At 71.0% G+C, this 25,418-nt stretch carries 31 protein-coding genes; 19 read left to right on the top strand and 12 right to left on the bottom strand.

Annotation, left to right across the window (positions count from 1 at the left end; genetic code table 11):
• Positions 1 to 2: 2 nt before the first annotated feature.
• Genes ABD127_RS04895 through ABD127_RS04880 form a run of 4 tightly spaced genes read left to right on the top strand, consistent with a single transcriptional unit; the run spans position 3 to position 2,620 of the window.
• Positions 3 to 1,199, top strand: coding sequence for a phosphoglycerate kinase (locus ABD127_RS04895; RefSeq protein WP_344198315.1), 1,197 nt, complete (start codon positions 3 to 5; stop codon positions 1,197 to 1,199).
• On the top strand, positions 1,196 to 1,990 hold the full coding sequence (gene tpiA, locus ABD127_RS04890) for a triose-phosphate isomerase (protein WP_344198313.1): 795 nt from the start codon (positions 1,196 to 1,198) through the stop codon (positions 1,988 to 1,990). The genes ABD127_RS04895 and tpiA overlap by 4 nt, the downstream gene beginning before the upstream one ends.
• 40 nt (positions 1,991 to 2,030) lie before the next feature.
• Positions 2,031 to 2,267, top strand: a complete 237-nt coding sequence (gene secG, locus ABD127_RS04885; protein WP_344198311.1) for a preprotein translocase subunit SecG — start codon at positions 2,031 to 2,033, stop codon at positions 2,265 to 2,267.
• Positions 2,267 to 2,620 (top strand): RNA polymerase-binding protein RbpA, encoded by a 354-nt coding sequence (locus ABD127_RS04880; protein ID WP_344198309.1) that lies wholly within the window; start codon positions 2,267 to 2,269, stop codon positions 2,618 to 2,620. The genes secG and ABD127_RS04880 overlap by 1 nt, the downstream gene beginning before the upstream one ends.
• A 102-nt stretch (positions 2,621 to 2,722) precedes the next feature.
• Here the strand turns inward: ABD127_RS04880 and pgl are convergent, their stop codons facing one another.
• From pgl to tkt, 4 genes are read right to left on the bottom strand one after another with little or no spacing between them, the layout of a single operon-like run.
• The gene (gene pgl / locus ABD127_RS04875) at positions 2,723 to 3,412 is read right to left on the bottom strand and encodes a 6-phosphogluconolactonase (protein WP_344198307.1); all 690 of its coding nucleotides are present in this window, start codon (positions 3,410 to 3,412) and stop codon (positions 2,723 to 2,725) included.
• Positions 3,409 to 4,977 (bottom strand): glucose-6-phosphate isomerase, encoded by a 1,569-nt coding sequence (locus ABD127_RS04870; protein ID WP_344198305.1) that lies wholly within the window; start codon positions 4,975 to 4,977, stop codon positions 3,409 to 3,411. The genes pgl and ABD127_RS04870 overlap by 4 nt, the downstream gene beginning before the upstream one ends.
• 2 nt (positions 4,978 to 4,979) lie before the next feature.
• Positions 4,980 to 6,068, bottom strand: coding sequence for a transaldolase (tal, locus tag ABD127_RS04865; RefSeq protein WP_344198303.1), 1,089 nt, complete (start codon positions 6,066 to 6,068; stop codon positions 4,980 to 4,982).
• A 28-nt stretch (positions 6,069 to 6,096) separates the two neighbouring features.
• Positions 6,097 to 8,262 carry a transketolase gene (tkt, locus tag ABD127_RS04860; protein ID WP_344198301.1) on the bottom strand — a complete coding sequence of 722 codons (2,166 nt, stop codon included), beginning with the start codon at positions 8,260 to 8,262 and terminating at the stop codon, positions 6,097 to 6,099.
• Positions 8,263 to 8,348: 86 nt separating this feature from the next.
• Between tkt and ABD127_RS04855 the strand changes: the two genes are divergently transcribed.
• Positions 8,349 to 9,293 carry a heme o synthase gene (locus ABD127_RS04855; RefSeq protein ID WP_425545785.1) on the top strand — a complete coding sequence of 315 codons (945 nt, stop codon included), beginning with the start codon at positions 8,349 to 8,351 and terminating at the stop codon, positions 9,291 to 9,293.
• A gap of 7 nt (positions 9,294 to 9,300) precedes the next feature.
• Positions 9,301 to 9,669, top strand: coding sequence for a hypothetical protein (locus tag ABD127_RS04850; RefSeq protein WP_344198297.1), 369 nt, complete (start codon positions 9,301 to 9,303; stop codon positions 9,667 to 9,669).
• Positions 9,670 to 9,672: 3 nt separating this feature from the next.
• Here the strand turns inward: ABD127_RS04850 and ABD127_RS04845 are convergent, their stop codons facing one another.
• Genes ABD127_RS04845 through ABD127_RS04830 form a run of 4 tightly spaced genes read right to left on the bottom strand, consistent with a single transcriptional unit; the run spans position 9,673 to position 12,945 of the window.
• A complete protein-coding gene (locus ABD127_RS04845) occupies positions 9,673 to 10,341 on the bottom strand; it encodes a DUF6989 domain-containing protein (protein WP_344198295.1) in 669 nt (222 codons plus the stop codon).
• On the bottom strand, positions 10,338 to 11,258 hold the full coding sequence (locus tag ABD127_RS04840; protein WP_344198293.1) for a COX15/CtaA family protein: 921 nt from the start codon (positions 11,256 to 11,258) through the stop codon (positions 10,338 to 10,340). Before ABD127_RS04840 ends, ABD127_RS04845 begins: the two co-directional genes overlap by 4 nt.
• A gap of 5 nt (positions 11,259 to 11,263) precedes the next feature.
• Positions 11,264 to 12,034: an ABC transporter permease gene (locus tag ABD127_RS04835; RefSeq protein WP_344198290.1), complete on the bottom strand. Its 771-nt coding sequence runs from the start codon at positions 12,032 to 12,034 to the stop codon at positions 11,264 to 11,266.
• Positions 12,031 to 12,945, bottom strand: coding sequence for an ABC transporter ATP-binding protein (locus tag ABD127_RS04830; protein WP_344198288.1), 915 nt, complete (start codon positions 12,943 to 12,945; stop codon positions 12,031 to 12,033). The genes ABD127_RS04835 and ABD127_RS04830 overlap by 4 nt, the downstream gene beginning before the upstream one ends.
• Before the next feature lie 203 nt (positions 12,946 to 13,148).
• Between ABD127_RS04830 and ABD127_RS04825 the strand changes: the two genes are divergently transcribed.
• Genes ABD127_RS04825 through ABD127_RS04815 form a run of 3 tightly spaced genes read left to right on the top strand, consistent with a single transcriptional unit; the run spans position 13,149 to position 15,269 of the window.
• Positions 13,149 to 14,213, top strand: a complete 1,065-nt coding sequence (locus ABD127_RS04825; RefSeq protein WP_344198286.1) for an ATP-dependent DNA ligase — start codon at positions 13,149 to 13,151, stop codon at positions 14,211 to 14,213.
• A complete protein-coding gene (locus ABD127_RS04820) occupies positions 14,210 to 14,785 on the top strand; it encodes a YdeI/OmpD-associated family protein (RefSeq protein WP_344198284.1) in 576 nt (191 codons plus the stop codon). The genes ABD127_RS04825 and ABD127_RS04820 overlap by 4 nt, the downstream gene beginning before the upstream one ends.
• Positions 14,786 to 14,795: 10 nt before the next feature.
• A complete protein-coding gene (locus ABD127_RS04815; RefSeq protein ID WP_344198282.1) occupies positions 14,796 to 15,269 on the top strand; it encodes an OsmC family protein in 474 nt (157 codons plus the stop codon).
• On the opposite strand, the gene ABD127_RS04810 is transcribed toward ABD127_RS04815, so the two are convergent.
• Positions 15,262 to 15,831 carry a putative glycolipid-binding domain-containing protein gene (locus tag ABD127_RS04810; RefSeq protein ID WP_344198280.1) on the bottom strand — a complete coding sequence of 190 codons (570 nt, stop codon included), beginning with the start codon at positions 15,829 to 15,831 and terminating at the stop codon, positions 15,262 to 15,264. The two genes, ABD127_RS04815 and ABD127_RS04810, sit on opposite strands and share 8 nt — an antisense overlap.
• A 3-nt stretch (positions 15,832 to 15,834) precedes the next feature.
• Positions 15,835 to 16,629, bottom strand: a complete 795-nt coding sequence (locus ABD127_RS04805) for a GTP pyrophosphokinase (protein ID WP_344198278.1) — start codon at positions 16,627 to 16,629, stop codon at positions 15,835 to 15,837.
• Between the two features lie 67 nt (positions 16,630 to 16,696).
• On the opposite strand from ABD127_RS04805, the gene ABD127_RS04800 reads away from it, so the two are divergent.
• Genes ABD127_RS04800 through ABD127_RS04790 form a run of 3 tightly spaced genes read left to right on the top strand, consistent with a single transcriptional unit; the run spans position 16,697 to position 17,630 of the window.
• Complete coding sequence (locus ABD127_RS04800) at positions 16,697 to 16,984, top strand: hypothetical protein (RefSeq protein ID WP_344198275.1); 288 nt, start codon at positions 16,697 to 16,699, stop codon at positions 16,982 to 16,984.
• The gene (locus ABD127_RS04795; protein ID WP_344198273.1) at positions 16,981 to 17,169 is read left to right on the top strand and encodes a hypothetical protein; all 189 of its coding nucleotides are present in this window, start codon (positions 16,981 to 16,983) and stop codon (positions 17,167 to 17,169) included. Before ABD127_RS04800 ends, ABD127_RS04795 begins: the two co-directional genes overlap by 4 nt.
• Positions 17,166 to 17,630 carry a hypothetical protein gene (locus ABD127_RS04790; protein WP_344198271.1) on the top strand — a complete coding sequence of 155 codons (465 nt, stop codon included), beginning with the start codon at positions 17,166 to 17,168 and terminating at the stop codon, positions 17,628 to 17,630. The genes ABD127_RS04795 and ABD127_RS04790 overlap by 4 nt, the downstream gene beginning before the upstream one ends.
• Before the next feature lie 19 nt (positions 17,631 to 17,649).
• Here ABD127_RS04790 and ABD127_RS04785 read toward each other — a convergent pair whose 3' ends face one another.
• Entirely contained in the window at positions 17,650 to 18,135 is a 486-nt protein-coding gene (locus tag ABD127_RS04785) for a hypothetical protein (protein ID WP_344198269.1), read from the bottom strand.
• A 91-nt stretch (positions 18,136 to 18,226) separates the two neighbouring features.
• Here ABD127_RS04785 and ABD127_RS04780 point away from each other — a divergent pair, with 91 nt between their 5' ends.
• The gene (locus ABD127_RS04780; RefSeq protein ID WP_344198267.1) at positions 18,227 to 18,619 is read left to right on the top strand and encodes a hypothetical protein; all 393 of its coding nucleotides are present in this window, start codon (positions 18,227 to 18,229) and stop codon (positions 18,617 to 18,619) included.
• Between the two features lie 4 nt (positions 18,620 to 18,623).
• Here ABD127_RS04780 and ABD127_RS04775 read toward each other — a convergent pair whose 3' ends face one another.
• The gene (locus ABD127_RS04775) at positions 18,624 to 19,664 is read right to left on the bottom strand and encodes a DNA polymerase domain-containing protein (protein WP_344198265.1); all 1,041 of its coding nucleotides are present in this window, start codon (positions 19,662 to 19,664) and stop codon (positions 18,624 to 18,626) included.
• A gap of 137 nt (positions 19,665 to 19,801) precedes the next feature.
• Here ABD127_RS04775 and ABD127_RS04770 point away from each other — a divergent pair, with 137 nt between their 5' ends.
• Genes ABD127_RS04770 through ABD127_RS04745 form a run of 6 tightly spaced genes read left to right on the top strand, consistent with a single transcriptional unit; the run spans position 19,802 to position 25,413 of the window.
• Entirely contained in the window at positions 19,802 to 20,488 is a 687-nt protein-coding gene (locus tag ABD127_RS04770) for a helix-turn-helix transcriptional regulator (RefSeq protein WP_344198263.1), read from the top strand.
• The gene (gene sufB, locus ABD127_RS04765; protein ID WP_344198261.1) at positions 20,485 to 21,936 is read left to right on the top strand and encodes a Fe-S cluster assembly protein SufB; all 1,452 of its coding nucleotides are present in this window, start codon (positions 20,485 to 20,487) and stop codon (positions 21,934 to 21,936) included. Before ABD127_RS04770 ends, sufB begins: the two co-directional genes overlap by 4 nt.
• Positions 21,933 to 23,084 (top strand): Fe-S cluster assembly protein SufD, encoded by a 1,152-nt coding sequence (gene sufD / locus ABD127_RS04760; protein WP_344198259.1) that lies wholly within the window; start codon positions 21,933 to 21,935, stop codon positions 23,082 to 23,084. The genes sufB and sufD overlap by 4 nt, the downstream gene beginning before the upstream one ends.
• Positions 23,077 to 23,412 carry a Rieske (2Fe-2S) protein gene (locus ABD127_RS04755; RefSeq protein ID WP_344198257.1) on the top strand — a complete coding sequence of 112 codons (336 nt, stop codon included), beginning with the start codon at positions 23,077 to 23,079 and terminating at the stop codon, positions 23,410 to 23,412. Before sufD ends, ABD127_RS04755 begins: the two co-directional genes overlap by 8 nt.
• Position 23,413: 1 nt before the next feature.
• A complete protein-coding gene (gene sufC / locus ABD127_RS04750; RefSeq protein WP_344198255.1) occupies positions 23,414 to 24,175 on the top strand; it encodes a Fe-S cluster assembly ATPase SufC in 762 nt (253 codons plus the stop codon).
• A gap of 2 nt (positions 24,176 to 24,177) precedes the next feature.
• On the top strand, positions 24,178 to 25,413 hold the full coding sequence (locus ABD127_RS04745; protein ID WP_344198253.1) for a cysteine desulfurase: 1,236 nt from the start codon (positions 24,178 to 24,180) through the stop codon (positions 25,411 to 25,413).
• Positions 25,414 to 25,418: the final 5 nt, after the last annotated feature.

Here is a 25,418-nt window from a genome sequence, read left to right as displayed (position 1 = left end):
TCGTGCAGAACATCGACGACCTGGGCGACCTCCGGGGCACGAAGGTCCTGGTCCGCAGCGACCTCAACGTGCCGCTCGACGGCTCCACCATCACCGACGACGGCCGCATCCGCGCGAGCCTGCCGACCCTGAAGAGGCTGGCGGACGCGGGTGCCAAGGTCCTCGTGACGGCCCACCTGGGGCGTCCGAAGGGCACGCCCGACCCGGCGTTCTCGCTCAAGCCCGTCGCCGAGCGGCTGGCCGAGCTGCTCGGCAGTCCCGTGCTGTTCGCGGGCGACACCGTGGGCGAGGAGGCGCAGCACATCGCTGCCGCGCTGGAGGACGGCCAGGTCGCCGTGCTGGAGAACGTGCGCTTCAACGCGGGCGAGACCAGCAAGGACGACGCCGAGCGCGGCGCCTTCGCCGACCAGCTCGCGTCGCTCGCGGACGTGTTCGTCTCGGACGGCTTCGGCGTCGTGCACCGCAAGCAGGCCAGCGTGTACGACATCGCGACGCGGCTCCCGTCTGCGGTCGGAGGTCTCGTCCAGGCCGAGGTCGAGGTGCTGCGGCGCCTCACCGACACGCCGGAGCGGCCGTACGTCGTCGTGCTGGGCGGGTCGAAGGTCTCCGACAAGCTCGGGGTCATCGACAACCTGCTCGACAAGGCCGACACGCTCCTGATCGGCGGGGGCATGGTCTTCACCTTCCTCGCCGCGCAGGGCCACAGCGTCGGCTCCTCGCTGCTCGAGTCCGACCAGCTCGACGTGGCCCGCGGCTACCTCGAGCGTGCGGAGGCGCAGGGCGTGCAGATCGTGCTGCCGACCGACGTCGTCGTCGCCCCGGCCTTCGCGGCCGACGCGCCGGCCACGGTCGTCGCGGCCGACGCGATCCCGGACGACCAGATGGGCCTGGACATCGGGCCCGACTCGGCGGCCGCGTTCGCCGAGCACGTTCGCGGTGCCCGCACCGTGTTCTGGAACGGCCCGATGGGCGTGTTCGAGTTCCCGGCGTTCGCGAACGGCACCCGTGCCGTCGCCGAGGCGCTCACCCAGACCGACGGGCTGTCCGTCGTCGGTGGTGGTGACTCGGCTGCCGCGGTCCGCCAGCTCGGGTTCGCCGACGAGGCGTTCGGGCACATCTCCACCGGTGGCGGTGCGAGCCTGGAGTATCTCGAAGGCAAGACCCTCCCGGGTCTGGCCATCCTGGAGGAGACACGATGACGCGCACGCCCCTGATGGCCGGCAACTGGAAGAGCAACCTGAACCACCAGGAAGCCGTGGTGCTCGTCCAGAAGCTCGCCTGGACGCTGCAGGACAAGAAGCACGACTTCGAGAAGGCCGAGGTCGTCGTCATCCCGCCGTTCACCGACATCCGCAGCGTGCAGACGCTGATCGACGGCGACCACCTGTCGATCGGCTACGGCGCGCAGGACGTCTCGGAGCACGACGGCGGCGCGTACACCGGGGAGATCTCCGCGGCGATGCTCGCCAAGCTGGGCTGCTCGTACGTCGTCGTCGGGCACTCCGAGCGCCGTGAGCACCACGCCGAGAGCGACCAGCTCGTCAACACGAAGGCGGGCAAGGCCATCGCGGCCGGCATCACCCCGATCGTGTGCGTCGGTGAGGGCCTCGAGGTCCGCCAGGCCGGCGAGCACGTGGCCCACACCCTCGCTCAGGTCGACGGCTCCCTCGCGGGATTCACGGCCGAGCAGGTCGCCGATCTCGTGGTGGCCTACGAGCCCGTGTGGGCCATCGGCACCGGTGAGGTCGCGACCCCCGACGACGCGCAGGAGGTCTGCGCGGCGATCCGCGCGCGGGTCGCGGACACCTTCTCGTCCGAAGCGGCTGAGTCGTTGCGTATCCTGTACGGAGGATCGGTCAAGGCGGTGAACGTCGCATCGATCATGGCCCAGCCCGACGTGGACGGGGCCCTGGTCGGTGGCGCAAGCCTCCAGGCGGACGAGTTCGCGGGTATCGCCCGCTTCTACGCCCTGCCCAGCACCGGCGTCTGACCCCGATCCCACCCGAACCCCGAACCTGGAAGCCAGCCCTGTGATCCTGATCTTCTCTGCCGTGCTGATGATCTGCAGCTTCCTGCTGATCCTGCTCGTGCTCATGCACAAGGGCCGGGGCGGCGGCCTGTCCGACATGTTCGGTGGCGGCGTCTCGAGCTCGCTCGGAGGCTCGTCCGTCGCTGAGCGCAACCTCGACCGCATCACGGTCGGCATCGCCGTCGTGTGGTTCGTGTCGGTCATCGCCCTCGGTCTGCTCCTGAAGGTGAGCAACTAGTGGCGACCGGCGCGATCCGCGGGAGCCGCATCGGCTCCGGCCCCATGGGCGAGGCGGAGCGCGGCGAGGCCGCTCCCCGTCAGCGCATCCAGTACTTCTGCGCCAACGACCACGAGACGTCGCTGATGTTCTCGATCGAGGCCGACGTCCCGGAGTCCTGGGACTGCCCGCGGTGCGGCCTCCCGGCCAGCGTCGACGCCGAGAACCGTCCCACGGCTCCGAAGACCGAGCCGTACAAGACGCACCTGGCCTACGTGAAGGAACGTCGTACCGACGAGGAGGCCAAGCAGATCCTCGACGAGGCGCTCGACCTTCTCCGCTCGCGCCGCAAGTCCGGCGACCTGATCTTCTGACCCCTCGCGAGTGAATTCCCGCCCCTCGAGGAGTGAGTTTCCGCCCTGAACCGGGGCGGGAATCCACTCGCGGAGGGGCGGGAATTCACTCGCGAGCGGTCGTCAGAGGTGGGAGGCGGCGGCGGGGTCGAGGATCCAGCGGGTCTCGACCCGGCCTCGCACGCCGCGCGCCGGCGTCTGGTGGACGCTGCCCTCCGGCGCCAGCGCCCGGGAGACCGCCTCGGCCTTGCCCTCGCCCGAGGCGACGAACCACACCTGGTCGGCCGCGTTGAGCGCCGGGAAGGTCAGCGAGATGCGCTCCGGGGGCGGCTTGGGGGAGCCGAACACCTCGACGGCCAGGCGCTGGGTCTCGTCGAGCTGGGCGAAGCCCGGGAACAGCGACGCGACGTGCCCGTCGGGCCCCACGCCCAGGAGCACGAGATCGAACTCCGCAGGCAGGCCTGTGGCGTAGCCGTCAGCGGCCTCTGCGAGGCTCTGGGAGCACCCGTGGGCCGGCATGGGGTGCACCCGCGACGCGGGGACGCCCAGGCGGTCCAGGAAGGCGTCACGCGCCTGCTGGTCGTTCCGGTCGGCGTGCCCCTCGGGCACGAACCGTTCGTCGCCCCACCAGAGATCGACCCGCGACCAGTCGACGCCGGGGTCGGCGCCGAGCAGCCGGTACGCGTCGTTGGCGATCGTGCCGCCGGTCAGGGCCACCCGCGGTGATCGGCCGCCGCCCTGGAGGTGAGCCAGGTGCGTCTCGAGCGCCGACGCCAGCGTCGCCGCCGCGTCGTCGACGACCTCGACGATCACGCCAGCACCTGACGCAGGCGCGCGAGGCCTGCCTCGACGTCGGTCAGGTGGACGCGCAGGACGGGGCGGCCTCGGTCGGCCAGCACGTTGCCGTCGCCGACGGCCTGGGCGGTGATGAACTGCCCGAACGTGAAGTCGCGACCGGGTACCTCGAGGTCGGGCGCGGGGGTGCCGGTGACCTGCAGGAACGAGCCCGTGGGGGTGCCGCCCTTGTGGTACTGGCCCGTCGAGTGCAGGAACCGTGGTCCCCACCCGAAGGTGACGGGACGACCGAGGCGCTCGCTGAGCGGGGCCCGGACCTCGGCCAGGTCGGCATGGGTCCACCGGTCGAGGTAGACGTGCAGGGCCAGGTAGCCGAGCGGCTCGTCGACCGAGCCGAACAGCTCCGCGATCGCGTCCTCCAGGGTCGTGGCCGTGGTGCCGAAGAGCTCGATGCCGTCGTCCGTGGCGGAGGGGCTGGGCAGCTGGACGTCGCCACCGAGCAGACCGCGAGCGGCCTTCTTGGCACTCTCGACATCGGGCTGGTCGAACGGGTTGATGTCGATGATCTCGCCGGCGACCGTGGTCGCGACCTCCCACAGGAGCATCTGCGCCCCCAGGGGCAGGTCGACCGCAGCCGCATAGCCCGACGGCGCGGTGGGCACCTGGTCGGTGCCGATCGCGACGACCAGGCAGTCGGGCGTGATCGCGCCGAGGGCGTCCGGCGTCGTGACGACGGGCAGGATGCCGCGGTCGTGCTTGCCGGTGGACTCGGCCACGAGCTGCTCGATCCAGTCACCGATGCCGGTGCCGGTGTGGTCGACCAGCACGAGCTTGTCGACGTCGTTGTCGGCCGCGACTCCCAGCAGCACCCCGAGGCGCAGCGCCACGTTCTCGACCGAGTCGGTCAGGTACTCGTCGTGCACGCCGGCGGCCTGCTCCAGCAGGGACGCCAGGGGCACGCCGGCCAGCCCGCACGGCACGAGGCCGAACGCCGACAGGGCCGAGTAGCGTCCGCCGACCTGCGGGTCCGCGCGGAAGACGCGGTACCCCGCTGCCGTGGCGTACTCGTCGAGCGGCGATCCCGGGTCGGTCACGATGACGAGATGGTCCTTCGCCGCGAGACCGGCGTCCTCGTAGGCCTGCTCGAACGTGCGGCGCTGGCTGTCGGTCTCGACCGTCCCGCCCGACTTGCTCGCCACCACGACAACAGACGTGGCCAGACGGTCGGCCACGGCGGCTCGCACCATGGCCGGGTCGGACGAGTCCAGCACCGTCAGCTCGACGCCGGCCGTCGCGCAGATGACCTCGGGCGCCAGGGACGAACCGCCCATGCCGCACAGGACGACGTGGTCGAGACCGGCGGCCCGCAGGTCGTCGCGCGCGGCGGCGATGCGGGGGAGCAGCGGTCGGGAGGTCTTGGCCAGGTCGACCCAGGCGAGCCGCTTCGCGGACTCCTCCTCAGCGGCGCGCCCCCAGAGGGTGGCGTCGCGGTCGGCGAGTCGCGAGGCGAAGTGGTCGTCGACGAGACGGCGCAGGACCGTCTCGTAGGAGCGAACCGGGGCCGTGACGTGGACGACGCCCATGATCAGGCCTCGTCCAGCGCGTCGCTCACGGTCTGCACGAGCTCGGCCCACGAGTCGTCGAACTTCTGCAGACCCTCGTCCTCGAGCTTCTTGACCACCTCGTCGTACCCGATGCCCGCCTCGGCGAGCTGGTCGATGACCTGCTGCGACTCGGCCTCGGTGCCGGTGACGGTGTCGCCCCTGACCTCGCCGTGGTCGGCGAAGGCCTGGAGCGTCTTCTCGGGCACCGTGTTGACGGTGCCGGCGACGACGAGGTCGCTCAGGTAGAGCGTGTCGGGCAGGTCGGGGCTCTTCACGCCCGTCGAGGCCCACAGCGGACGCTGCGGACGGGCGCCCTTCTGGGCGAGCGTCGCGAATCGCTCGCTGCCGAACACCTCGGCATAGGCCGCGTAGGCGAGCCGGGCGTTCGCCAGACCGGCCTTGCCGCGCAACGGGCTGTCCTCGGGGAGCCGGCCGTCGACCTCGGAGTCGACGCGGCTGATGAAGAACGAGGCGACCGAGTGGATCGTGGAGAGGTCGCGCCCCTCGGCAGCGGCCTGCTCCAGCCCGTAGAGGTACGCGTCCATCACGGCGCGATAGCGCTCGAGCGCGAAGATCAGTGTCACGTTGACGCTGATGCCTCGGGCGATCGTCGCGGCGATCGCCGGCAGGCCCTCCTCCGTCGCCGGGATCTTGATCAGCAGGTTGGGGCGGTCGACCCGCGCCCACAGCTTCTGGGCCAGCTCGACCGTGGCGTCGGTGTCGCGGGCCGCTCCCGGATCGACCTCGATCGAGACCCGGCCGTCGACGCCGTCGGTCGCGTCGTACACGGGCCGCAGGACGTCGCAGGCCTGCTGCACGTCGGTCGTCGTGAGCTCGAAGATCGTGCGGTCGACGTCGGCGCCCTCCGCCTTGAGCTGGGCGACCTGCTCGGCGTAGCGCTCGCCGTTGGCGAGCGCCGCGGCGAAGATCGTCGGGTTGGTCGTGACGCCCACGACGTTGCTCTCGGCCACCAGAGCCGCGAGGTTGCCCGAGGCGAGGCGCTCACGGGAGAGGTCGTCGAGCCAGATCGAGACGCCGGCGTCGGACAGGGCCTGCAGTCGTGCGTTCATGGTGCTCCTAGGCGATCAGTAGGGACGATCAGTGGGAGGTGTCGGGCAGCACGGGACCGGAGGGCCGGGCGAAGAACGGGACGCCACCGGTGTGGGTGGCGGCCTCGATCGACTCCCGCGCCGCCGTCACGACGGCGTCGGTCGTGATGCCGAACTCGTCGTAGAGACGCTGGTAGTCGGCCGAGGCACCGAAGTGCTCCAGGCCGACGATGCGGCCGGCGTCACCGACGACGTCGCGCCAGCCGAACGAGACACCCGCCTCGACGACGACGCGCGCCCGCAGCGACGGCGGGATGACGCTGTCGCGGTACGCGGCGTCCTGCGCCTCGAACCACTCGCGCGACGGCATCGAGACGACCCGGGCGGCCACACCGTCGGCAGCGAGCTGCTCGCGCGCCGCCACCGCGAGCTGCACCTCGGAGCCCGTCGCGACCAGGACCACGTCCGGCTCGCCGTTCTCGGCATCGACCAGGACGTAGGCGCCCTTGGCGGTGAGCGAGGCGTCGCCCCACCCCTCGCCCCGGGGGAAGACGGGCAGGTTCTGGCGGCTCAGGGCCAGCGCGGCCGGGCGCTCGTGCTCGAGGATCGAGCGCCAAGCGGCGACCGTCTCGTTGGCGTCGGCCGGACGGATGACGTCGAGGCCAGGGATGGCCCGCAGCGACGCGAGGTGCTCGACCGGCTGGTGGGTCGGACCGTCCTCGCCCAGACCGATCGAGTCGTGGGTCCAGACGTACGTGACGGGCAGCTGCTGCAGGGCGGCCAGCCGGACCGCCGGGCGCATGTAGTCGCTGAAGACGAGAAACGTGCCGCCGTAGGGGCGCGTCGGGCCGTGCTGGACGATGCCGTTGAGGATCGAGCCCATCGCGTGCTCGCGGATGCCGAAGTGCAGCACCCGGCCGTACCAGTCGCCGGAGAACTTGCCGGTCGAGCGGCGCGGCGGCAGGAAGGACGGCTCGCCCTTCGGCGTGGTGTTGTTCGAGCCGGCGAGGTCGGCGGAGCCTCCCCACAGCTCGGGCAGCTTCGGGGCCGCGGCCGTGAGGAACTCGCCGGAGGCGACGCGGGTGGCGACGCCCTTCTCGTCGGCCTCGTAGACCGGCAGGTCGGCGTCCCAGCCCGTGGGGAGCGTGTGCGACTTCAGGCGGTGGAGCAGCTCGTCCCGCTCGGGGTTGGCGGCCTTCCACGCGGCGTACTGCTCGTCCCAGGCGGCGCCCGCTGCAGCGCCGCGGTCGCGGGCCTGGTGCACGTGCGCGAGGACGTCGTCCTCGACGATGAACGTCTGGTCGGTGGGGAAGCCCAGGAGCTCCTTGGTGGCCGCGATCTCGTCGGCGCCGAGCGCGGAGCCGTGCGAGGCGCCCGTGTTCTGCGCGTTCGGCGCGGGCCAGGCGATGATCGTGCGCAGCACGATGATGCTGGGGCGCGAGGTCTCGGCCTTCGCGGTCTGGATCGCGTCCCAGAGTGCAGGCACGTCCTCGTGGTAGCTGCCGGTCGAGGTCCAGTCGACGGTCTGGACGTGCCAGCCGTACGCGGCGTAGCGGGCGGCGACGTCCTCGCTGAAGGCGACGTCGGTGTCGTCCTCGATCGAGATGCTGTTGTCGTCGTAGATCAGCGTCAGGTTGCCGAGCTCCTGGTGGCCCGCGAGCGACGACGCCTCGGCCGAGACGCCCTCCTGCAGGTCGCCGTCCGAGGCGAGCACGTAGACGTGGTGGTCGAACGGGCTCTCGCCGGCCGGGGCCTCCGGGTCGAACAGGCCGCGCTCGCGGCGGGCCGCCATCGCGAAGCCGACCGCGTTGGCGATGCCCTGGCCGAGGGGGCCGGTCGTGACCTCGACGCCGGGGGTGTGCTTGTACTCGGGGTGCCCGGGCGTCTGGCTGCCCCACGTGCGCAGGCTCTTGAGGTCGTCCAGGCTCAGCGGGTAGCCCGCGAGGAACAGCTGCACGTACTGCGTCAGGCTCGAGTGACCGCACGACAGGATGAACCGGTCGCGGCCGATCCAGTCCGGATCGGCGGGGTCGTGCCGCATGACCTTCTGGTAGAGCAGGTACGCGGCCGGCGCGAGACTCATCGCGGTGCCGGGGTGTCCGTTGCCGACCTTCTGGACCGCGTCGGCGGCCAGGAGGCGCGCGGTGTCGACCGCGCGGGCGTCGAGATCGGACCAGTCGAGCGCAGTGCTGTCGACGGAGGGGGCAGAGGTCACGAAAGAGCTCCTCGAGAAGGCGGAACGTGGGACGCCCCGGCTTGGGCGACGCCGTCACGTCGAGCCTACTCGGGTGGCTTAGACTCGTGCGCGTGAGTCTCGTCGATGCGGAACAGCCGAAGGTCGAGACGTCGTCGCGTGACGTCGTCGGTGCCTATGTCGCCCTGATGAAGCCGCGCATCATCGAGCTGCTTCTCCTGACGACCGTCCCGGTCATGTTCCTGGCCGCCCGCGCGATCCCCGACCTCTGGCTGGTCGTCGCGACCGTCGTCGGCGGCACGCTGTCGGCCGGCAGCGCGAACGCGCTCAACTGCGTCGTCGACGCCGACATCGACCAGAAGATGAACCGCACGAAGCGTCGCCCGCTCGTGCGCCACCAGGTCTCCACCCGGAGCGCCCTGGTGTTCGGCCTGGTGCTCGGTGTCGTCTCCACGCTGTGGCTCGGCTTCTTCGTCAACTGGCTGTCGTCGCTGCTCGCGCTGACCGCCAACATCTTCTACGTCGTCGGCTACACGATGCTGCTGAAGCGCCGCACGTCGCAGAACATCGTCTGGGGCGGCGCGGCCGGCTGCTTCCCGGCCATGATCGGTTGGACGGCCGTCACGAACGAGCTCGCCTGGACCCCCGTCGTCCTGTTCCTCATCGTGTTCTTCTGGACGCCGCCGCACTTCTGGTCGCTCGGCATGCGGTACCGCGAGGACTACGCCGCGGCCGACGTCCCGATGCTGCCGTCGGTCACGAGCTCGCGCGAGGTCGGCCGTCAGATCGTGGCCTACTCCTGGATCATGTTCGCGACCTCCCTGGCGCTGTGGCCCGTCGCCGGCATGGGCTGGTTCTACCCGGCCACCGCGATCGTGCTCGGCATCGTGTTCCTCGTCGAGGCGTACGACCTGCAGAGCCGCGCCCGCGACACCGAGGACCTCAGCATCATCAAGCCGATGCGCCTGTTCCACTTCAGCAACGCGTACCTGGCGCTGCTGTTCGTGGCGGCCGCGGCCGACCCCTTCATCCACGGCGCCCTGCTCGGCTGACCTCTCCGTGATCCCGTCGGACTGGGTGCCTCGGCGTCGCTCCGGGGACGGGGAGACCATCGGCTACGTCGAGATGGTCGGCGACGACGTCGTGCCGCGCGGGTTGGTGGGCAACGCCCTCGCAGACCCGACCCCCGACTGGGACGCGGCCGAGCAGGTCATCGACGACGTCGCGATGCGCCAGCTGGCCCAGAAGTGGGAGCTGACGACCGACGAGGGCCACGCGCTGACGGTCGTCATCCTGGAGATCGATCCGCGCCGGGTCGTGGTCGGCAGCGGCGACCACGCCCAGGTCGTGGGCCGTCCGGCCGAGGACGGCTGGCGGATCGAGGTCGAGGTGCCGACCCACCGCTTGCGCCCGGTCCCCGACGCCTGAACCTCAGAAGGTCAGGCGCCAGGAGGCGACGTCGATCGCGAAGTACGAGACGACCAGCGCGCCCGTGTAGAGGACCGAGACCGCCGCTGCGGCGCCGATCCTCGCGATCACGGGGCGGCCGGTCGTGGCCAGGTACCCCGTAGCGGCCGCCCAGCCCAGGACGGCCTCGGCCGGAGGCACGTACACCGCGACGCCGAGCAGCCGCGTGGTCTCGCCCGTCGGCTCCCAGAGCCCGACGACCGGGGCCAGGAGCTCGGCGACCCCGAAGACGACGAACGCGGCCAGCGCAGCTCGTCCGGGTCGCTGGTCAGCGGCCACGAGTGCGATGAACAGCGGTGCGAGCCACATCAGGGCCATCGCGAGCGGGACCTGGTCGTCGAACCGGGGTCCGCCCTGGTCGGGGAAGGCCAGCGTGCCCAGCACGTCGGAGAGGATCCAGTCGGGCAGGACCTGGAAGGTCGAGACGAGGCACAGGAAGCCCACGAGCGGCAGCAGGTCGGTGCGACGGCACGCGTGCGCGAGGCCGACGGCGTAGGCGACCACCGTGACGAGCACGGCCCAGCCGCGCGCGGGGGAGTCGAGCGAGAGCGCGATCGTGCCCAGGACCGCCAGACCCAGGTGGGGCAGGACGAGGGGACGCAGGTCGCGCCGGGTCGTGGTGTCGCTCGTCACACCCGGATGCTAGCGGTCACGTGAGGCGTCGGCGCGTCCTTTCGGAGGTCCACCGCGCGCACCAGCACCCACGTCGCCGTCGCCATGAGGACGGCGGCCCCGACGAGGTGCGCCGCGACCAGCGCGATGGGCAGGTCGTTGAAGTACTGGACGTACCCGATGAGCCCCTGCGCGAGCTCGACGCCGAGCAGGACCGCCGCGGGGACGAACAGTCGGGTCCGGCGAGCGCTGACGAGCAGCACGACCGTGACGGCGACCAGGACCCACACCGAGACGGCGTGGATGCGGCTCCAGAGCTCGGGGTCCAGGCCGTTGCGCTCGGTGGAGGCGTCGCCGGCGTGCGGACCGCTGCCGGTCACGACCGTGCCCAGCACGACCGCGACCCAGGTGACCAGGTACGCCAGCGTCGCGAGCCGGACCGCCGGGCCCGTGGAGGGCCCCTCCGGCCGGTCGGTCACTCGGTGGAGCAGCAGGACCGAGCCGGAGACCAGGGCCATCGACACGATCAGGTGCGAGCCGACGATCCACGGGTTCAGGCCCGTCAGCACCGTGATGCCGCCGAGGATCGCCTGGGCCGGGATGCCGAGCGCCAGGACCGTCGCGAGGGTCCGGACCTGGCGGTTCGTGCCGACCCACCGCCGCACGGCGACGAACGTGCCGATCGCGACGACGACGAGCACGTAGGTGAGCATCCGGTTGCCGAACTCGATCGCCCCGTGGATCCCGAGCGAGCTGTGCGGGACGAACGACTCCTCGGTGCACCGGGGCCACTCGGGGCAGCCGAGGCCGGAGCCCGTGAGCCGGACGACGCCGCCCGTGAAGATGATGACGGAGTTCGCCACGACGGACGCCCAGGCCCACCGCTCGACGTGGTCGAAGAGGCGCACGAAGGCGGCCCAGAGTCGTCGCTGGTTCATCGGTGTCACTCCCACTTGAAGCTGCGGACGGTGGCCACTCCCGCGACGGCGGCCCACACGACGAGCACGGCCAGCGGTGCAAGGGCGGAGCCGCCGGCGAAGGCCTCGCGCAGACCCTCGCCGAGGGCTCCGGAAGGCACGAGCTCCATGACCTGGCGGGCGCCCTCGGGGTAGCGCGACAGCGGCACCATCAGCCCGCCACCGACCAGCAGCAGCACGTAGACGAGGTTCGCGACGGCGAGGGTGGCCTCGGCGCGCAGGGTGCCGGCGATCAGGAGGCCGAGCGCCCCGAAGGCCGCGGTCCCGGCGACCACGAGCAGGACCGCCCAGACCCACGCCACGGCACTGCCGTGGGGCTCCCACCCCAGCGCGAGCGCGGTCGGGACGAGCACGGCGAGCTGGATGGCCTCGACGGCGGCCACGGCGCCGACCTTGCCGAGCAGCAGCACGGCGCGGGGGAGCGGCGACGCGCCCAGGCGCTTCAGCACGCCGTAGCGACGGTCGAAGCCCGTGCTGATGGCCAACGACGTGAAGGACGTCGAGAGGACCGCGAGGGCGAGGACGCCGGGTGCGATGATGTCGATCGTGCGGCCGGGGCCCAGGTCGACGACCTGGTCGGCCTTGGTGCCCATCACGAGCAGCAGGAGCGGGATCACGAGCGTCAGCAGCACCTGCTCGCCGTTGCGCAGCATGAGCTTGAGCTCCATGCCGGTCTGGGCGCGCAGCATGGCCCCCAGGGGAGCGGAGCCGGGCTTCGGCGTGACGTCGAGGCTCATCGCAGGCTCCTCCCGGTGAGGTCGAGGAAGCGGTCCTCGAGCGTCTGGCGCTCGACCAGGATCGACTCGGGCAGGATGCCGCGGCCTGCGCACCACGCCGTCAGGGTGGCGAGCATGGCGGGATCGACGTCGCCGGCGACGACGTAGGAGCCGGCGCCGCGCTCCTCGACCTTGGTGCCCTCGGGGAGCGCCTGCATCAGGTCGACGACGTCGAGCCCGGCCGTCGCGGTGAAGCGGATCGTGTTGCGGGCGCTCTCGCGCGTCAGGTCGGCGGGGGAGCCGCTCGCGATCACGCGTCCGGCGTCGACGATGTGGACGACGTCGCTGAGGTGCTCGGCCTCGTCCATGAAGTGGGTCGTGAGGACCGTCGTGACGCCGTGGTCGCGCATCTCCGTGACGAGCTCCCAGGTGGCGCGACGCGCCTGCGGATCGAGCCCGGCGGTCGGCTCGTCGAGGAAGAGGAGCTCGGGGCGGCCGATGATGGCCATCGCGAGCGAGAGGCGCTGCTGCTGCCCGCCCGAGAGGCGGCGGAAGGGCGTGCGGCCGCACGAGCCGAGGCCGAGTCGCTCGATGACCGCGTCGACGTCGAGCGGGTGCGCGTGCAGCGCGGCGATGTGGCGCAGCATCTCGTGCGCCCGGGAGCCCGACCACGCGCCGCCCGACTGCAGCATCACGCCGATCCGAGGCCGCAGCGACGCGTCACGGGGGTCGAGGCCGAGCACCCGGACGGTGCCGGCCTGGGCGGCGCGGAATCCCTCGCAGGTCTCGATCGTCGTGGTCTTGCCGGCGCCGTTGGGGCCGAGGATCGCCGTAACGGACCCGGTCTCGACCGTCAGGTCGAGGTGGTCGACGGCCGTCGTCTCGCCGTACTGCATGACGAGGTCGCGGACCTCGACGGCGGGAGCTGGCACCGGGACAGTCTAGGTGGGACACCTCGGACCGACCGACGAGAGGCAGACCTTGCCCAGTGGTCCTCACGATGTGTGCGCTCCGAGGGGTTCCGCGGCAGCATCAGCACCCCCGCGCGCACACATCGAGCAGACGGACCCCGCGGAACGCACACATCCTGCAGCGGGGATGGTTCGCGTCGGCGCGCCGCCCTAGGCTGACGGGCGTGGACCTGCCTGTGATGCCGCCGGTGACGCCGATGCTCGCGAAGTCGACGCCGCGCGTGCCCGCGGCCGACGCGGTCGACGGCGGGTACCTCTACGAGCCGAAGTGGGACGGGTTCCGGTGCCTGGTGTTCCGCGACGGCGACGAGGTCGAGCTGACCAGCCGCTCCACCAAGCCGCTGACCCGCTACTTCCCGGACGTCGTGGCCGCCGTGCTCGACCAGCTTCCCGTGCGCTGCGTGCTCGACGGCGAGCTGGTCGTGGCGCAGGGCGACCGGTTGGAGTTCGACCTGCTGAGCCAGCGCATCCATCCCGCCGAGTCGCGGGTGAACGAGCTGGCTGGCACGATGCCGGCGAGCTTCGTGGCCTTCGACCTCCTCGCCGAGGGCGACACCTCCTACGTCGACGAGCCGCTGCAGGAACGTCGCGCACGCCTCGAGCAGCTGCTCGAGGGAGCCACGAGCCCGATCCACCTCACCCGGGTGAGCCGCGATGCCGACGAGGCCGAGCAGTGGTTCCACCAGTTCGAGGGAGCGGGGCTCGACGGCGTCATCGCCAAGTCGCTCGCGTCGCCCTACGTGCCGAACGGCCGCACGATGCTCAAGGTCAAGCACGCGCGCACGGCCGACGTCGTGGTCGCCGGCTACCGCCTCCACAAGACGTCGACCGACGAGAACCCGCTGCTCGGGTCGATGCTGCTGGGCCTCCACGCGTCCGACGGCTCGCTGCACCACGTGGGGGTGGCCGCGTCGTTCTCGGCCGCCCGTCGAGCCGAGCTCGTCGACGAGCTGGCACCCGACGTCGTCGACCTGGCCGACCACCCGTGGGCCGACATCGAGATGGGCCAGAACCGGTGGTCGTCGGGCAAGGACCTCTCGTTCGTCCCGCTGGCGCCGGTGCGGGTCGTCGAGGTCGGCTACGAGCACATGGAAGGACCGGGGGAGCAGGCCAGGTTCCGCCACACCGCGCAGTTCAAGCGGTGGCGTCCCGACCGCGAGCCCGACTCGTGCACGTACGCCCAGCTCGAGGAGGTCGTCGGCTACCGGCTCTCCGAGGTGCTCCGGTGAGCATCCACGACGACCCGTCGCTGCACCCAGCGTCCGCCACCGAGTGGGCCGACTGGCTCGAGGCGCACCACGCCGACGCCCGCGGCGTCTGGGTGCGCATCGACGACCGCACGGGACGCGACGGGCGGCTCTCCTACGAGGACTCGGTGTGCGAGGCGCTCCGCTGGGGCTGGGTCGACGGTCAGACCCGCTCGGGCGAGGACCGCGGTTCGCAGATCCGCTTCACGCCCCGGCAGGCCCGCAGCGCGTGGGCGGCCACCAACAAGGCGCGCGTAGCCCGCCTCGAGGCCGACGGGCGGATGGAGCCGGCCGGCGCTGCCGCGATCGAGGCGGCCAAGGCCAACGGCATGTGGACCGTGCTCGACGGCCCGGAGGCCGGGCTCGAGCCGCCCGAGCTGACGTCGGAGCTCGACGCGCAGCCCGAGGCCCGCGCGTTCTGGGACGCGCTCTCGGTCAGCGCCCGCAAGTTCGCGCTGACCCAGGTCGCCCTGGCGCGCACGGACGAGACCCGCCAGGCGCGGATCGCCAAGATCGTCGACCAGTGCGCCGCCGGTGTGCGGCCCGATCGCTGAGGGGACTCCCGTGGACCACCACTACGCCGTCGACGTGAGCTGGCAGGGCAACCGGGGCACCGGCACCAGCGGCTACCGCGAGTACGGCCGCGACGTCCTCCTGCGGGCGAGCGGCAAGCCCGACCTCCCCGGTTCGGCCGACGCGCCGTTCCGCGGCTCGGCCGATCGCTGGAACCCCGAAGAGCTCCTGCTCGCCGCCCTGGCCCAGTGTCACCTGCTGTCCTACCTGCACTCGGCGGTCCAGCACGGCGTCGTCGTGGTCGACTACACGGACGACGCGGTCGGCACGATGGAGCAGGTCGGCCAGGGCGGGCGCTTCACGTCCGTCACGCTGCGACCTCGGGTCACCATCACGGACGCGGCGATGACCGACGTGGCGCTGGCCATCCACGAGGAGGCCAGCAGGAACTGCTTCATCGCCGCCTCGGTCAGCTTCCCCGTCCTGCACGAGCCGGTCGTGGCGGTCGCGGACGACGTCAGCTGACGCGTTCGGCGATCCCGGGGTAGCTCGTGATCAGCCCCGCGGCGTCGTACTGCAGCTCGCAGGCGAAGTCGAAGGTCGCCGAGGTGTAGGCGTACCGGCCGGCGTCGTCGAGCCGCGTGTAGGTCTGCTCGAGGCGTTCGACGCGCAGGTCGTCGGCGCGGATGAAGGCAGCCGGCACGCTCACCGTCTCGCCGATCCGGAGTCCGAGGCGGCGAACGGGGAGGAGGTTGGTCACGCCCGACGACTCGAGGTCGACGTCGATGCAACCGTCCAGGTCAGGGCGAGTGGCCCCTCCGACCAGCCAGCCGTCGGTGCGGCGCTCGAGCACCACCTCGAGATCTCCGGCGGCGGTGCGGGCCGTCGCGCGCACGTGGCGGGTGCGCCATGCCTCGTCGGTCGCGACGTCGTAGCCGACCGACCACGCGCACCCGGCTTCGACCGCTGTGGTGTGCCCGCGCAGTCGATGACCCGTGCCAAGGCCCGTGTGGAACAGGACCTCGAACCCGTCGCGGGCCCCGACGTGGCGCCAGGTCGCGTGGTCGGGGAGGGCGGGAGGAACCACGGCCTAGTACCGGCCGTCCCCGTCGGCCAGGCGCCGCAGCTGGGCGATCAGGGCGTCGGACGGCTCGATGTCGTCGGCGTTCAGGCCGCGCCGGATGTCGTCCGGCAGGGTCGCCACGCCCTCCTCGTCGAGCGACTTGACCTCCTCGTGGAGGTCGAGCATCAGGGCGTCGAGCGCGTGGGCCGTGTCGGCGGCGTCACGGAGGCGGTCGGCGAGGTCGGCCGGCACCGCGCCCCGGTACTTGTAGTGGATCTTGTGCTCGAGGCTGGCCCAGAAGTCCATCGCGATCGTGCGCAGCTGCACCTCGACCGTGACGGGCAAGGGACCGTCGGTCAGGTGCACCGGCACCTCGATCAGCGTGTGGAGACTTCGGTATCCGTGCGGCTTCGGCGCCTGGATGTAGTCACGGACGTCGAGGATCTTGATGTCGGTCTGCGACGTCAGCAGGTCGAACACCTGGTAGACGTCCGAGACGAAGCTGCACGTGACCCGCACGCCGGCGATGTCGGTGATGGTCTCGCGGATCGAGGCGAAGGTCGGCTCCGAGCCCTTGCGCTGCATCTTCTCGGCGATGCTGTCGGGCGACTTCAGACGCGACGCGATGTTCTCGATCGGGTTGCTGTCGTGCATCAGGGCGAACTCATCGCGCAGGATCGTCAGCTTCGTGACGACCTCCTCCATCGCGAAGCGGTGGGGGAGCATGAACCGCATGAAGTCCTGCCGCAGGGCGCGCATGTCGTCGAACCGCACGAGTGCGTCGTCGTCGCCGCGGGTGACGCGGGGCTGCGGGGTCTGCACCACCACAGGGTAAGCAGATCCCGCGAATCCGGCTCCTGCTGCCCCTCTCGCTCAGTACCGTGGCTCCATGAACCTGGACACGGTGTGGTGGGTCCTCGTCGTGGGCGGGCTGGTCGTCGAGGCCGTCGGCGCCTGGGGGATCTACGACCTGATGAAGCTCCCCGAACCTGCCTGGGCGGCCGCCGGCAAGGACCGGGTCACCTGGATGATCTGGTTCGCGGTGGTGGGCCCGTTCGCGCTGCCGTTCTACTTCTCGGTGCGTGCCTCGGTGCGCCAAGCGCTGGCCGAGCTGCCGCCGCCCCCGCCGTGGGGCGTCCAGGCCCCACCACCGCAGCAGGGAGCGATGCTGCCGTGACGACGGACCCCTTCTGGACGGGTCCGGATGAGGCTCCCGAGTGGGCCACCGCCGTCCCCGAGGCTCCGCGGGCGTCGAGCCAGCAGCGTCGCGAGATCGCCGGAGGCGTCCTCCTGGTACTGGCCGGGATCGGCCTCTGGATCCTCGTTCCGGCGTGGCCCAGTCGCGATTCGATCGACGGGTGAGCGTCGAGTCCGAGCTGCGATGGCGGCTCCGACGCGAGCAACGGATCCTGGCCCTGCTCGTCGTCGCAGCGCTCGCGCTCGGTGTGGCCATCGCGGGCGGGGTCGTCTCTGACGGCGCGTCTGGCGTCCTCGGCCTGGCTGTCGGTGCGGTGCCCTTCGTCCTGAGGCTCGGTCAGCCGGACCCCGCCGACGGGCCCGACGAGACGAGGGACGCCCTCGCCGCCGGCGGTGTCACCACGCCGCCACTGATGCCTCCTGCGGTGTGGACGGTGATCGCCGTCCTGTTCGTCGCGAGTCTTGCCTTCGCCTTCTTCGTCCTGCTCTCGGCCGACGAGAAGCGGCAGGTCGAGTCGATGGCGCCGTTCGTCGTGCTGCTCGGGGCGGTCGCCCTGCAGGTCGAGCGCGTGCGGCGACGTGCACAGGACGTGCTCGCCGGCCCGCGCCTGGGCGTCGCTCCCTGACTCGTGGTGTCCAGGAGCGTCAGCGGTTCAGCTCGGCGAGCACGGCCAGGAGGAACGAGTCGACGTCCTCGTCGGGTGCTCCGCGGCGGGCGCCTCGGAAGTAGGGGATCGGAACGGCCTCCCCGTGCGCCTCGACCACCATGTCGGCCCTGACGGCGAAGCTGCCGACCTCCTGCCCGCGGAGGGTGTCGAGGTTCTCCAGGCGGTACCCGGCGTTGTCGATCGACGCCGACGTGACCTCGACCGAGGCCGGTCCGGCACCGAAGGGGTCCTCCCAGTCGCCTCGGCCAGTGGCGACGACGCGCACGATCCGCTTGCGCAGCAAGCCGGTGTAGACGACGGCGGACTCGCCGTCCGACAGGTCCTGCCGCTCGGCGATCTCCGCGAGGGGCTCGGCCCCGGAGGTCGCGACGAGGTACGGCGCCCAGACGGCCTGGTGCGTGATGCGACCGTCCGGCCCCAGACGCCGCAACCGGTCCCTGACGTCAGCTCCTGAGATCTCCACCGTTGCTCCTTCGTCGCCTTGGAGCCGTCACGCTATCGCCGGGTGGCGTGATCTCGAAGTCCCTGGTCCCGCGCGGCTCTAGGCTGAGCGCATGACGCAGACCGACAGCGTTCGCGATCAACGACAGGTCTGGTTCAGTCGTGTCGGCAGCGTCTGGTGCGTCCTCAGCGGTGCCTTCCACCTGGGGGGCAGTGTTCCCGCCTGGCCACTCGTCGCGCTCGTCGTGGCTTCGCTCGTGGGGGTCGTCGCCCTGGGACGTCTCCCCAAGCGAGCCCCGACGCACCCCCTTCTGGATCCCGGAACCAACGCGGGCGTCACCGTCGCGATCGTGGCGATCGTCGTCTTCGTCGTGGGATTCATCGTCCTGCACGAGCAGCTGCCGGAGGTGGAGCGCGAGACCTGGATGGACATCACCTTCGGCGCAGGCTGGTTGGTTTTTGCTGCGGTGTGCGCTGCGTCGTCCCGGCCTGACATCCGCGCCTGACCGTTCAGTCCTTCTTCGCCTTGCTCGGCTGCACGCGCTTCGGCTCACCCGGCATCTTCGGGTAGTCCGGGGGATAGGGCATCTCGGTCGGGTCCTCGGCCCACAGGTCGAGCAGGGGCGTGAGGTCGTGGGCGACGTCGTCGATCTCGGCCCAGGCGTCGCCCTGCGCGGCGAGCAGCTCGGGCACGGTGCCGAGGTTGAAGTCGCGTGGCGAGCCGACCCCCGCGAGGTCGTCCCACAACACGGGGAACGAGACGGGCGCGCCGGGCTTGGGCCGCAGGCTGTAGGCGCTGGCGATCGTGCGGTCGCGGGCGTTCTGGTTGAAGTCGACGAAGATCTTCGACCCGCGCTCCTCCTTCCACCAGGCGGTCGTGACGCCGTCGTGGCGCTTCTCGAGCGCACGACCGACGGCGATCGCGGCGTGCCGCACCGAGGTGACCGTCCACCGCGGCTCGAGGCGCACGAAGACGTGGACCCCACGGTTGCCGCTGGTCTTCACGAACGCCCGGATCCCCAGCTCGGCGAGCAGCTCGCGCGTGGCCAGGGCAGCGTCGACCGCGTCGCGGAAGTCGGTGCCGTCCTGCGGGTCGAGGTCGATGCGCAGCTCGTCCGGGCGGTCGACGTCGGCGCGCCGCATGGCCCAGGGGTGGAACGTGATCGTGCCCATGTGCGCCGCCCACGCGAGGTCGGCGACCTGCGCGGGGCAGATCTCCTCGGCGGTGCGGCCGGACGGGAAGTGCACCTGCACCGTCGGCACGTGGGACGGGACGCCCTTCGGCACCCGCTTCGAGTAGAAGGCGTCACCCTGCGCCTGGCCCGTCGTCAGCCTCATGCCCTCACGCACGCCCTTGGGCCAGCGCTCGAGTGCGGTCGGCCGTTCGCGCAGGGCGCGCATGATGCCGTCCTCGACCGCGACGACGTACTCGACGACCTGGAGCTTGGTGAACTCCGGCGTGGTCTCGGTGGCCTCGAACACCACCCGGTCCGGACTCGAGACCCGCACGGAGATGCCGCCGGCATCGATCTCGGTCGCCTTCGCCGCCATGGCCGACAGCCTACGCGCGCAGGCGGGACGAATGAGGCCTACCTCACTGAGGCGAACCTTCGTTGAACGTCCGGAATCAATAAGGACACACTGGCGTTGTGAAAAACATGGCGACGACTGACGGACCGGCGGGGAGTGTGTCTCACGACGACTCCCCGACGCGTGCGCGCGTCGCCGATGCGATCCTGCGGGGCGGCCCCTCCACGGCAGCCGCTCTGGCCCAGGAGCTCGACCTCACGCCCGCCGCCATCCGGCGCCACCTCGACCACCTCGTGGCCGAGGGGATGCTGGAGCCGCGCGAGCAGCGCGTGCACGGACAGCGCGGCCGCGGCCGCCCGGCCAAGGTCTTCGCCCTGACCGACTCGGGGCGCGGGCAGTTCGCCCACGCCTACGACGAGATCGCCGTGGACGCCCTGGCGTTCCTGCGCGAGTCGATGGGTGCGGACGCCGTGAAGCAGTTCGCGTCCCACCGGCTCGACGGCCTGCGCGAGCGGCTCGCCGTGCGCCTGGCCGACCTCGAGCCCCACGAGCGGCCGGCTGCCCTGGCCGACGCCCTCAGCGCCGAGGGCTTCGCCGCATCCACCAGCAACACCCCCGCCGGCACGCAGATGTGCCAGCACCACTGCCCGGTCGCGCACGTCGCCGAGCAGTTCCCCCAGCTGTGCGAGGCCGAGGCAGAGATGTTCGCCGGTCTCCTCGGCACGCACGTGCAACGACTGGCGACCATCGCCCACGGCGACGGCGTGTGCACCACGCACCTGCCCGACCCGGCCACCCCCTCAGACACCACACCGTCCCCCCACGCAGAGAAGGTGACGTCATGACCACCACGTCGCACGAGAACGCCGGAGCTTCTCCCTCGATCGAAGAGCTCAACCCCGGACTCAAGGACGTCGGCCGCTACGAGTTCGGCTGGTCCGACAAGAACGACGCCGGCGCCACGTCCCAGCGCGGGCTCAGCGAGGCCGTCGTCCGCAACATCTCGTCGCTCAAGAACGAGCCGCAGTGGATGCTCGACATGCGCCTCAAGGGCCTCAAGCTCTTCGAGCGCAAGCCGATGCCCACGTGGGGCTCCGACCTCGGTGGCATCGACTTCGACAACATCAAGTACTTCGTGCGGTCCACCGAGAAGCAGGCCGCCACGTGGGACGACCTGCCCGAGGACATCAAGAACACGTACGACCGGCTCGGCATCCCCGAGGCGGAGAAGCAGCGCCTCGTCTCCGGCGTGGCCGCGCAGTACGAGTCCGAGGTCGTCTACCACTCGATCCGTGAGGACCTCGAGGCCCAGGGCGTCCTGTTCCTCGACACCGACACCGCGCTGAAGGAGCACCCGGAGCTCTTCCAGGAGTACTTCGGCACGATCATCCCGGTCGGCGACAACAAGTTCTCGGCGCTCAACTCGGCCGTGTGGTCGGGCGGATCGTTCATCTACGTGCCCAAGGGCGTCCACGTCGACATCCCGCTGCAGGCCTACTTCCGGATCAACACCGAGAACATGGGTCAGTTCGAGCGGACGCTGATCATCGCCGACGAGGACTCCTACGTCCACTACGTCGAGGGCTGCACCGCGCCGATCTACTCGAGCGACTCGCTGCACTCCGCGGTCGTCGAGATCATCGTGAAGAAGGGCGCCCGCGTCCGCTACACGACGATCCAGAACTGGTCGAACAACGTGTACAACCTCGTCACCAAGCGCGCCGTCTGCGAGGCCGGCGCCACGATGGAGTGGGTCGACGGCAACATCGGCTCGAAGGTCACGATGAAGTACCCCGCCGTCTACCTGATGGGTGAGGGTGCGCGCGGCGAGACGCTGTCGATCGCCTTCGCCGGCGAGGGTCAGCACCAGGACGCCGGCGCCAAGATGGTGCACGCCGCCCCGCGCACGTCGAGCTCGATCCTGTCCAAGTCCGTCGCCCGTGGCGGTGGCCGCACGTCGTACCGCGGCCTGCTGCAGGTCAACGAGGGCGCCGAGGGCTCGGCCAGCACGGTCAAGTGCGACGCGCTGCTCGTCGACCAGATCAGCCGCTCCGACACGTACCCGTACGTCGACGTCCGCGAGGACGACGTGACGCTGGGCCACGAGGCCACGGTCTCCAAGCTCAGCGACGACCAGCTCTTCTACTTCATGTCGCGCGGCATGGAGGAGGACGAGGCCATGGCGATGATCGTTCGCGGCTTCGTCGAGCCCATCGCGCGCGAGCTCCCGATGGAGTACGCGCTCGAGCTGAACCGCCTGATCGAGCTCCAGATGGAGGGTGCTGTCGGATGACCGTCGTTGACAACATCAATGAGGTGCTGGAGCTCGACCACGTCGAGTCGCACCTGCACCCGGAGCCGTCCTACGACGTCGCCGCGCACCCCGTGCCCACGGGTCTCGAGGAGATCTGGCGCTTCACCCCGCTGAAGCGCCTGCGCGGCCTGCTCGAGGGCGAGCCCAGCGACGCGCGCCTGACGTGGGAGCAGCAGCTGCCCGAGGGCGTCACGCTCAGCGAGATCAGCACCGAGGAGGCCCAGCGCCTCGCGGTGTCGGCCCCGCTCGACCGGCTCGGCGCCCTCGCGGCGGCCAACGCCGGGGGAGCCGTGCTGCTCGACGTCCCCGCCGACCTCGTGGTCGACGAGCCGATCCGTCTCGTCCTGCGCGGCGACTCGGCCGAGAGCACGGTCTGGGGCCACGTCGTGATCCGCGTCGGCCTGCACGCCAAGGCCACGGTCCTGGTCGACCACGTCGGCAGCGCCGTCTACGACGCGTTCACGCAGGTCGTCGTGGGCGACGGCGCCCAGCTCGACCTCGTCACGATCAACGACTGGGCCGACGACGCGGTGCACGCCGAGCAGGTCAACATCCGCGTGGGCCGCGACGCCACCGTGCGCGCCTTCGAGTTCACCCTCGGCGGCGACCTGGTGCGCACCAGCACCAACGTCGACTACGCGGGTCCCGGCGGCAGCGCCGACCTGCTCGGCGTCTACTTCGCCGACGCGGGCCAGCACATCGAGCACCGCCAGTTCGCCGACCACACGGCGCCCCGCACCCGCAGCAACGTGCTCTACAAGGGCGCGCTGCAGGGCCAGGGCGCGCACACCGTGTGGGTCGGCAACGTGCTGATCCGCAAGGTCGCCGAGGCCATCGAGACTTTCGAGCAGAACGACAACCTGGTCCTGACCGACGGCGCCCGCGCCGACTCGATCCCGAACCTCGAGATCGAGACCGGCGACATCGCCGGTGCCGGTCACGCCAGCACGACCGGCCGGTTCGACGACCAGCACCTGTTCTACCTGCAGAGCCGCGGCATCACCGAGGACGAGGCCCGTCGCCTGGTCGTGCACGGCTTCTTCAACGACATCATCCGGCGCATCGGCATCCCCGACGTGCAGGAGCGACTGGTCACGGCGGTCGAGCACGAGCTGGCGAATGTCTGAGCAGACCTTCGCAGCGCCGCTCGCGGACGTCCCCGACGGGGGCGTCCTGGCCGTCGAGGTCGCGGGCACCGAGATCGCGCTGGTCCGCCAGGGCGACGAGGTCTACGCGATCCGCGACGAGTGCTCGCACGCCTCGATCCCTCTGTCGGAGGGCGACGTCAGCGTCGACCCCGTCAAGGGTCCGGCGATCGAGTGCTGGCTGCACAGCTCGAGCTTCTCGCTGCGGACCGGCGAGCCGCTGAACTTCCCGGCCACCGAGTCGGTCCCGACCTACCCCACCACCATCGAGGGCGATCGTGTCTACGTCGCCCTCCCCGAGGAGAACTGACATGAGCACTCTCGAGATCAAGAACCTGCACGTCTCGGTCGAGACCGAGGATGGCGCCAAGGAGATCCTGCGTGGCGTCAACCTGACGATCAACAGCGGTGAGATCCACGCGATCATGGGCCCCAACGGCTCCGGCAAGTCGACCCTCGCGTACTCGATCGCCGGCCACCCCAAGTACGACGTGACCGACGGCGAGGTCCTGCTCGACGGACAGAACGTCCTCGAGCTCAGCGTCGACGAGCGCGCCCGCGCAGGCCTGTTCCTCGCGATGCAGTACCCCGTCGAGGTCCCCGGCGTCTCGGTCGCGAACTTCCTGCGCACCGCGAAGACCGCGATCGACGGCGAGGCCCCCAAGCTGCGCACGTGGGTCAAGGACGTCAACGCGGCGCTCGAGCGGGTCACGCTCGACCCCACGTTCGCGCAGCGCAGCGTCAACGAGGGCTTCTCCGGCGGCGAGAAGAAGCGCCACGAGATCGCGCAGCTCGAGCTGCTCAACCCGAAGTTCGCCGTCCTCGACGAGACCGACTCCGGCCTCGACATCGACGCGCTGAAGGTCGTCTCCGACGGCGTCAACCGCTACAGCGGCCAGGGCGACCGTGGTGTCCTGCTGATCACGCACTACACGCGCATCCTGAAGTACATCGAGCCCGACTTCGTCCACGTGTTCGTGGCGGGTCGCCTGGCCGAGACCGGCGGTCGCGAGCTGGCCGACGAGCTCGAGGCCAACGGCTACGACAAGTACGTCAAGGCCGCGGCGGTCTGACGATGTCCGCCACCTACGACGTCGCACGGGTTCGGGAGGACTTCCCGATCCTGCAGCGTCGCCTGGCCGGGGACCTGCCGCTGGTCTACCTCGACAGCGCCAACACCTCGCAGAAGCCGCGCCAGGTCGTCGACGCGATCGATGCCCACTACCTGGCGCACAACGCCAACGTCGCGCGCGCGATGCACCAGCTCGGCGCGGAGGCCAGCGAGGCCTTCGAGCTGGGCCGCACCAAGGTCGCGGGCTTCATCAGCGCGAACCGTCGCGAGGAGGTCGTCTTCACCAAGAACGCCTCCGAGGCGATCAACCTCGTCGCGCGCGTGCTCGGTGATGCGGGGGCCGTGGGCCCCGGTGACGAGATCGTCGTCAGCCAGATGGAGCACCACTCCAACATCGTGCCGTGGCAGCTCCTCGCCGAGCGCACGGGCGCGACGCTGCGCTGGTTCGGCATCACGCCCGAGGGTCGCCTCGACCTCGAGAACGACCCGATCACCGCGCGCACCAAGATCGTCGCGGTCACGTGGGTCTCGAACATGCTGGGCACGATCAACCCCGTCGCCGAGGTCGTGGCCCGCGCCAAGGCCGTCGGCGCGTACAGCCTGATCGACGCCTCGCAGGCCGTGCCGCAGATCCCGGTCGACGTCAGCGCCCTCGGCGCCGACTTCGTCGCGTTCACCGGCCACAAGATGGTCGGTCCGACCGGCATCGGCGTGCTCTGGGGTCGCTACGACCTGCTCGCCTCACTCCCGCCGTTCCTGGGCGGTGGCGAGATGATCGAGACCGTCACGATGGAGGGCTCGACCTTTGCCCCGCCGCCGGCGCGGTTCGAGGCCGGCACGCCGCCGATCGCGCAGTCCGTCGGCCTCGGTGCCGCCGTCGACTACCTGTCGGCGCTCGGCATGGAGAACGTCGCGGCGCACGAGCAGGCCATCACGGCCTACGCGCTCGAGCGCCTCGTCGAGATCGACGGTCTGACGATCGTCGGCCCGAAGGAGCCGGTCGACCGCGGGGGAGCGATCAGCTTCACCCTCGAGAGCGTGCACCCGCACGACGTCGCCCAGCTGCTCGACAGCAAGGGCGTCGCGGTCCGAGCCGGGCACCACTGCGCCAAGCCGGCCCACGCCTGCTTCGGCGTGCAGTCGACGACCCGCGCCTCGTTCTACCTGTACACGACGGAGGCCGAGATCGACGCGCTCGTCGACGCGATCTGGCACACCAAGAAGTACTTCGGAGCGTGATCCAT

Origin of the sequence: Aeromicrobium alkaliterrae, from assembly GCF_039529015.1 — a bacterium.
GTDB classification, from domain to species: Bacteria; Actinomycetota; Actinomycetes; order Propionibacteriales; family Nocardioidaceae; genus Aeromicrobium; species Aeromicrobium alkaliterrae.
Note: the sequence above shows the minus strand (reverse complement) of the source record. Positions and strands in the feature narration are given on the sequence as shown.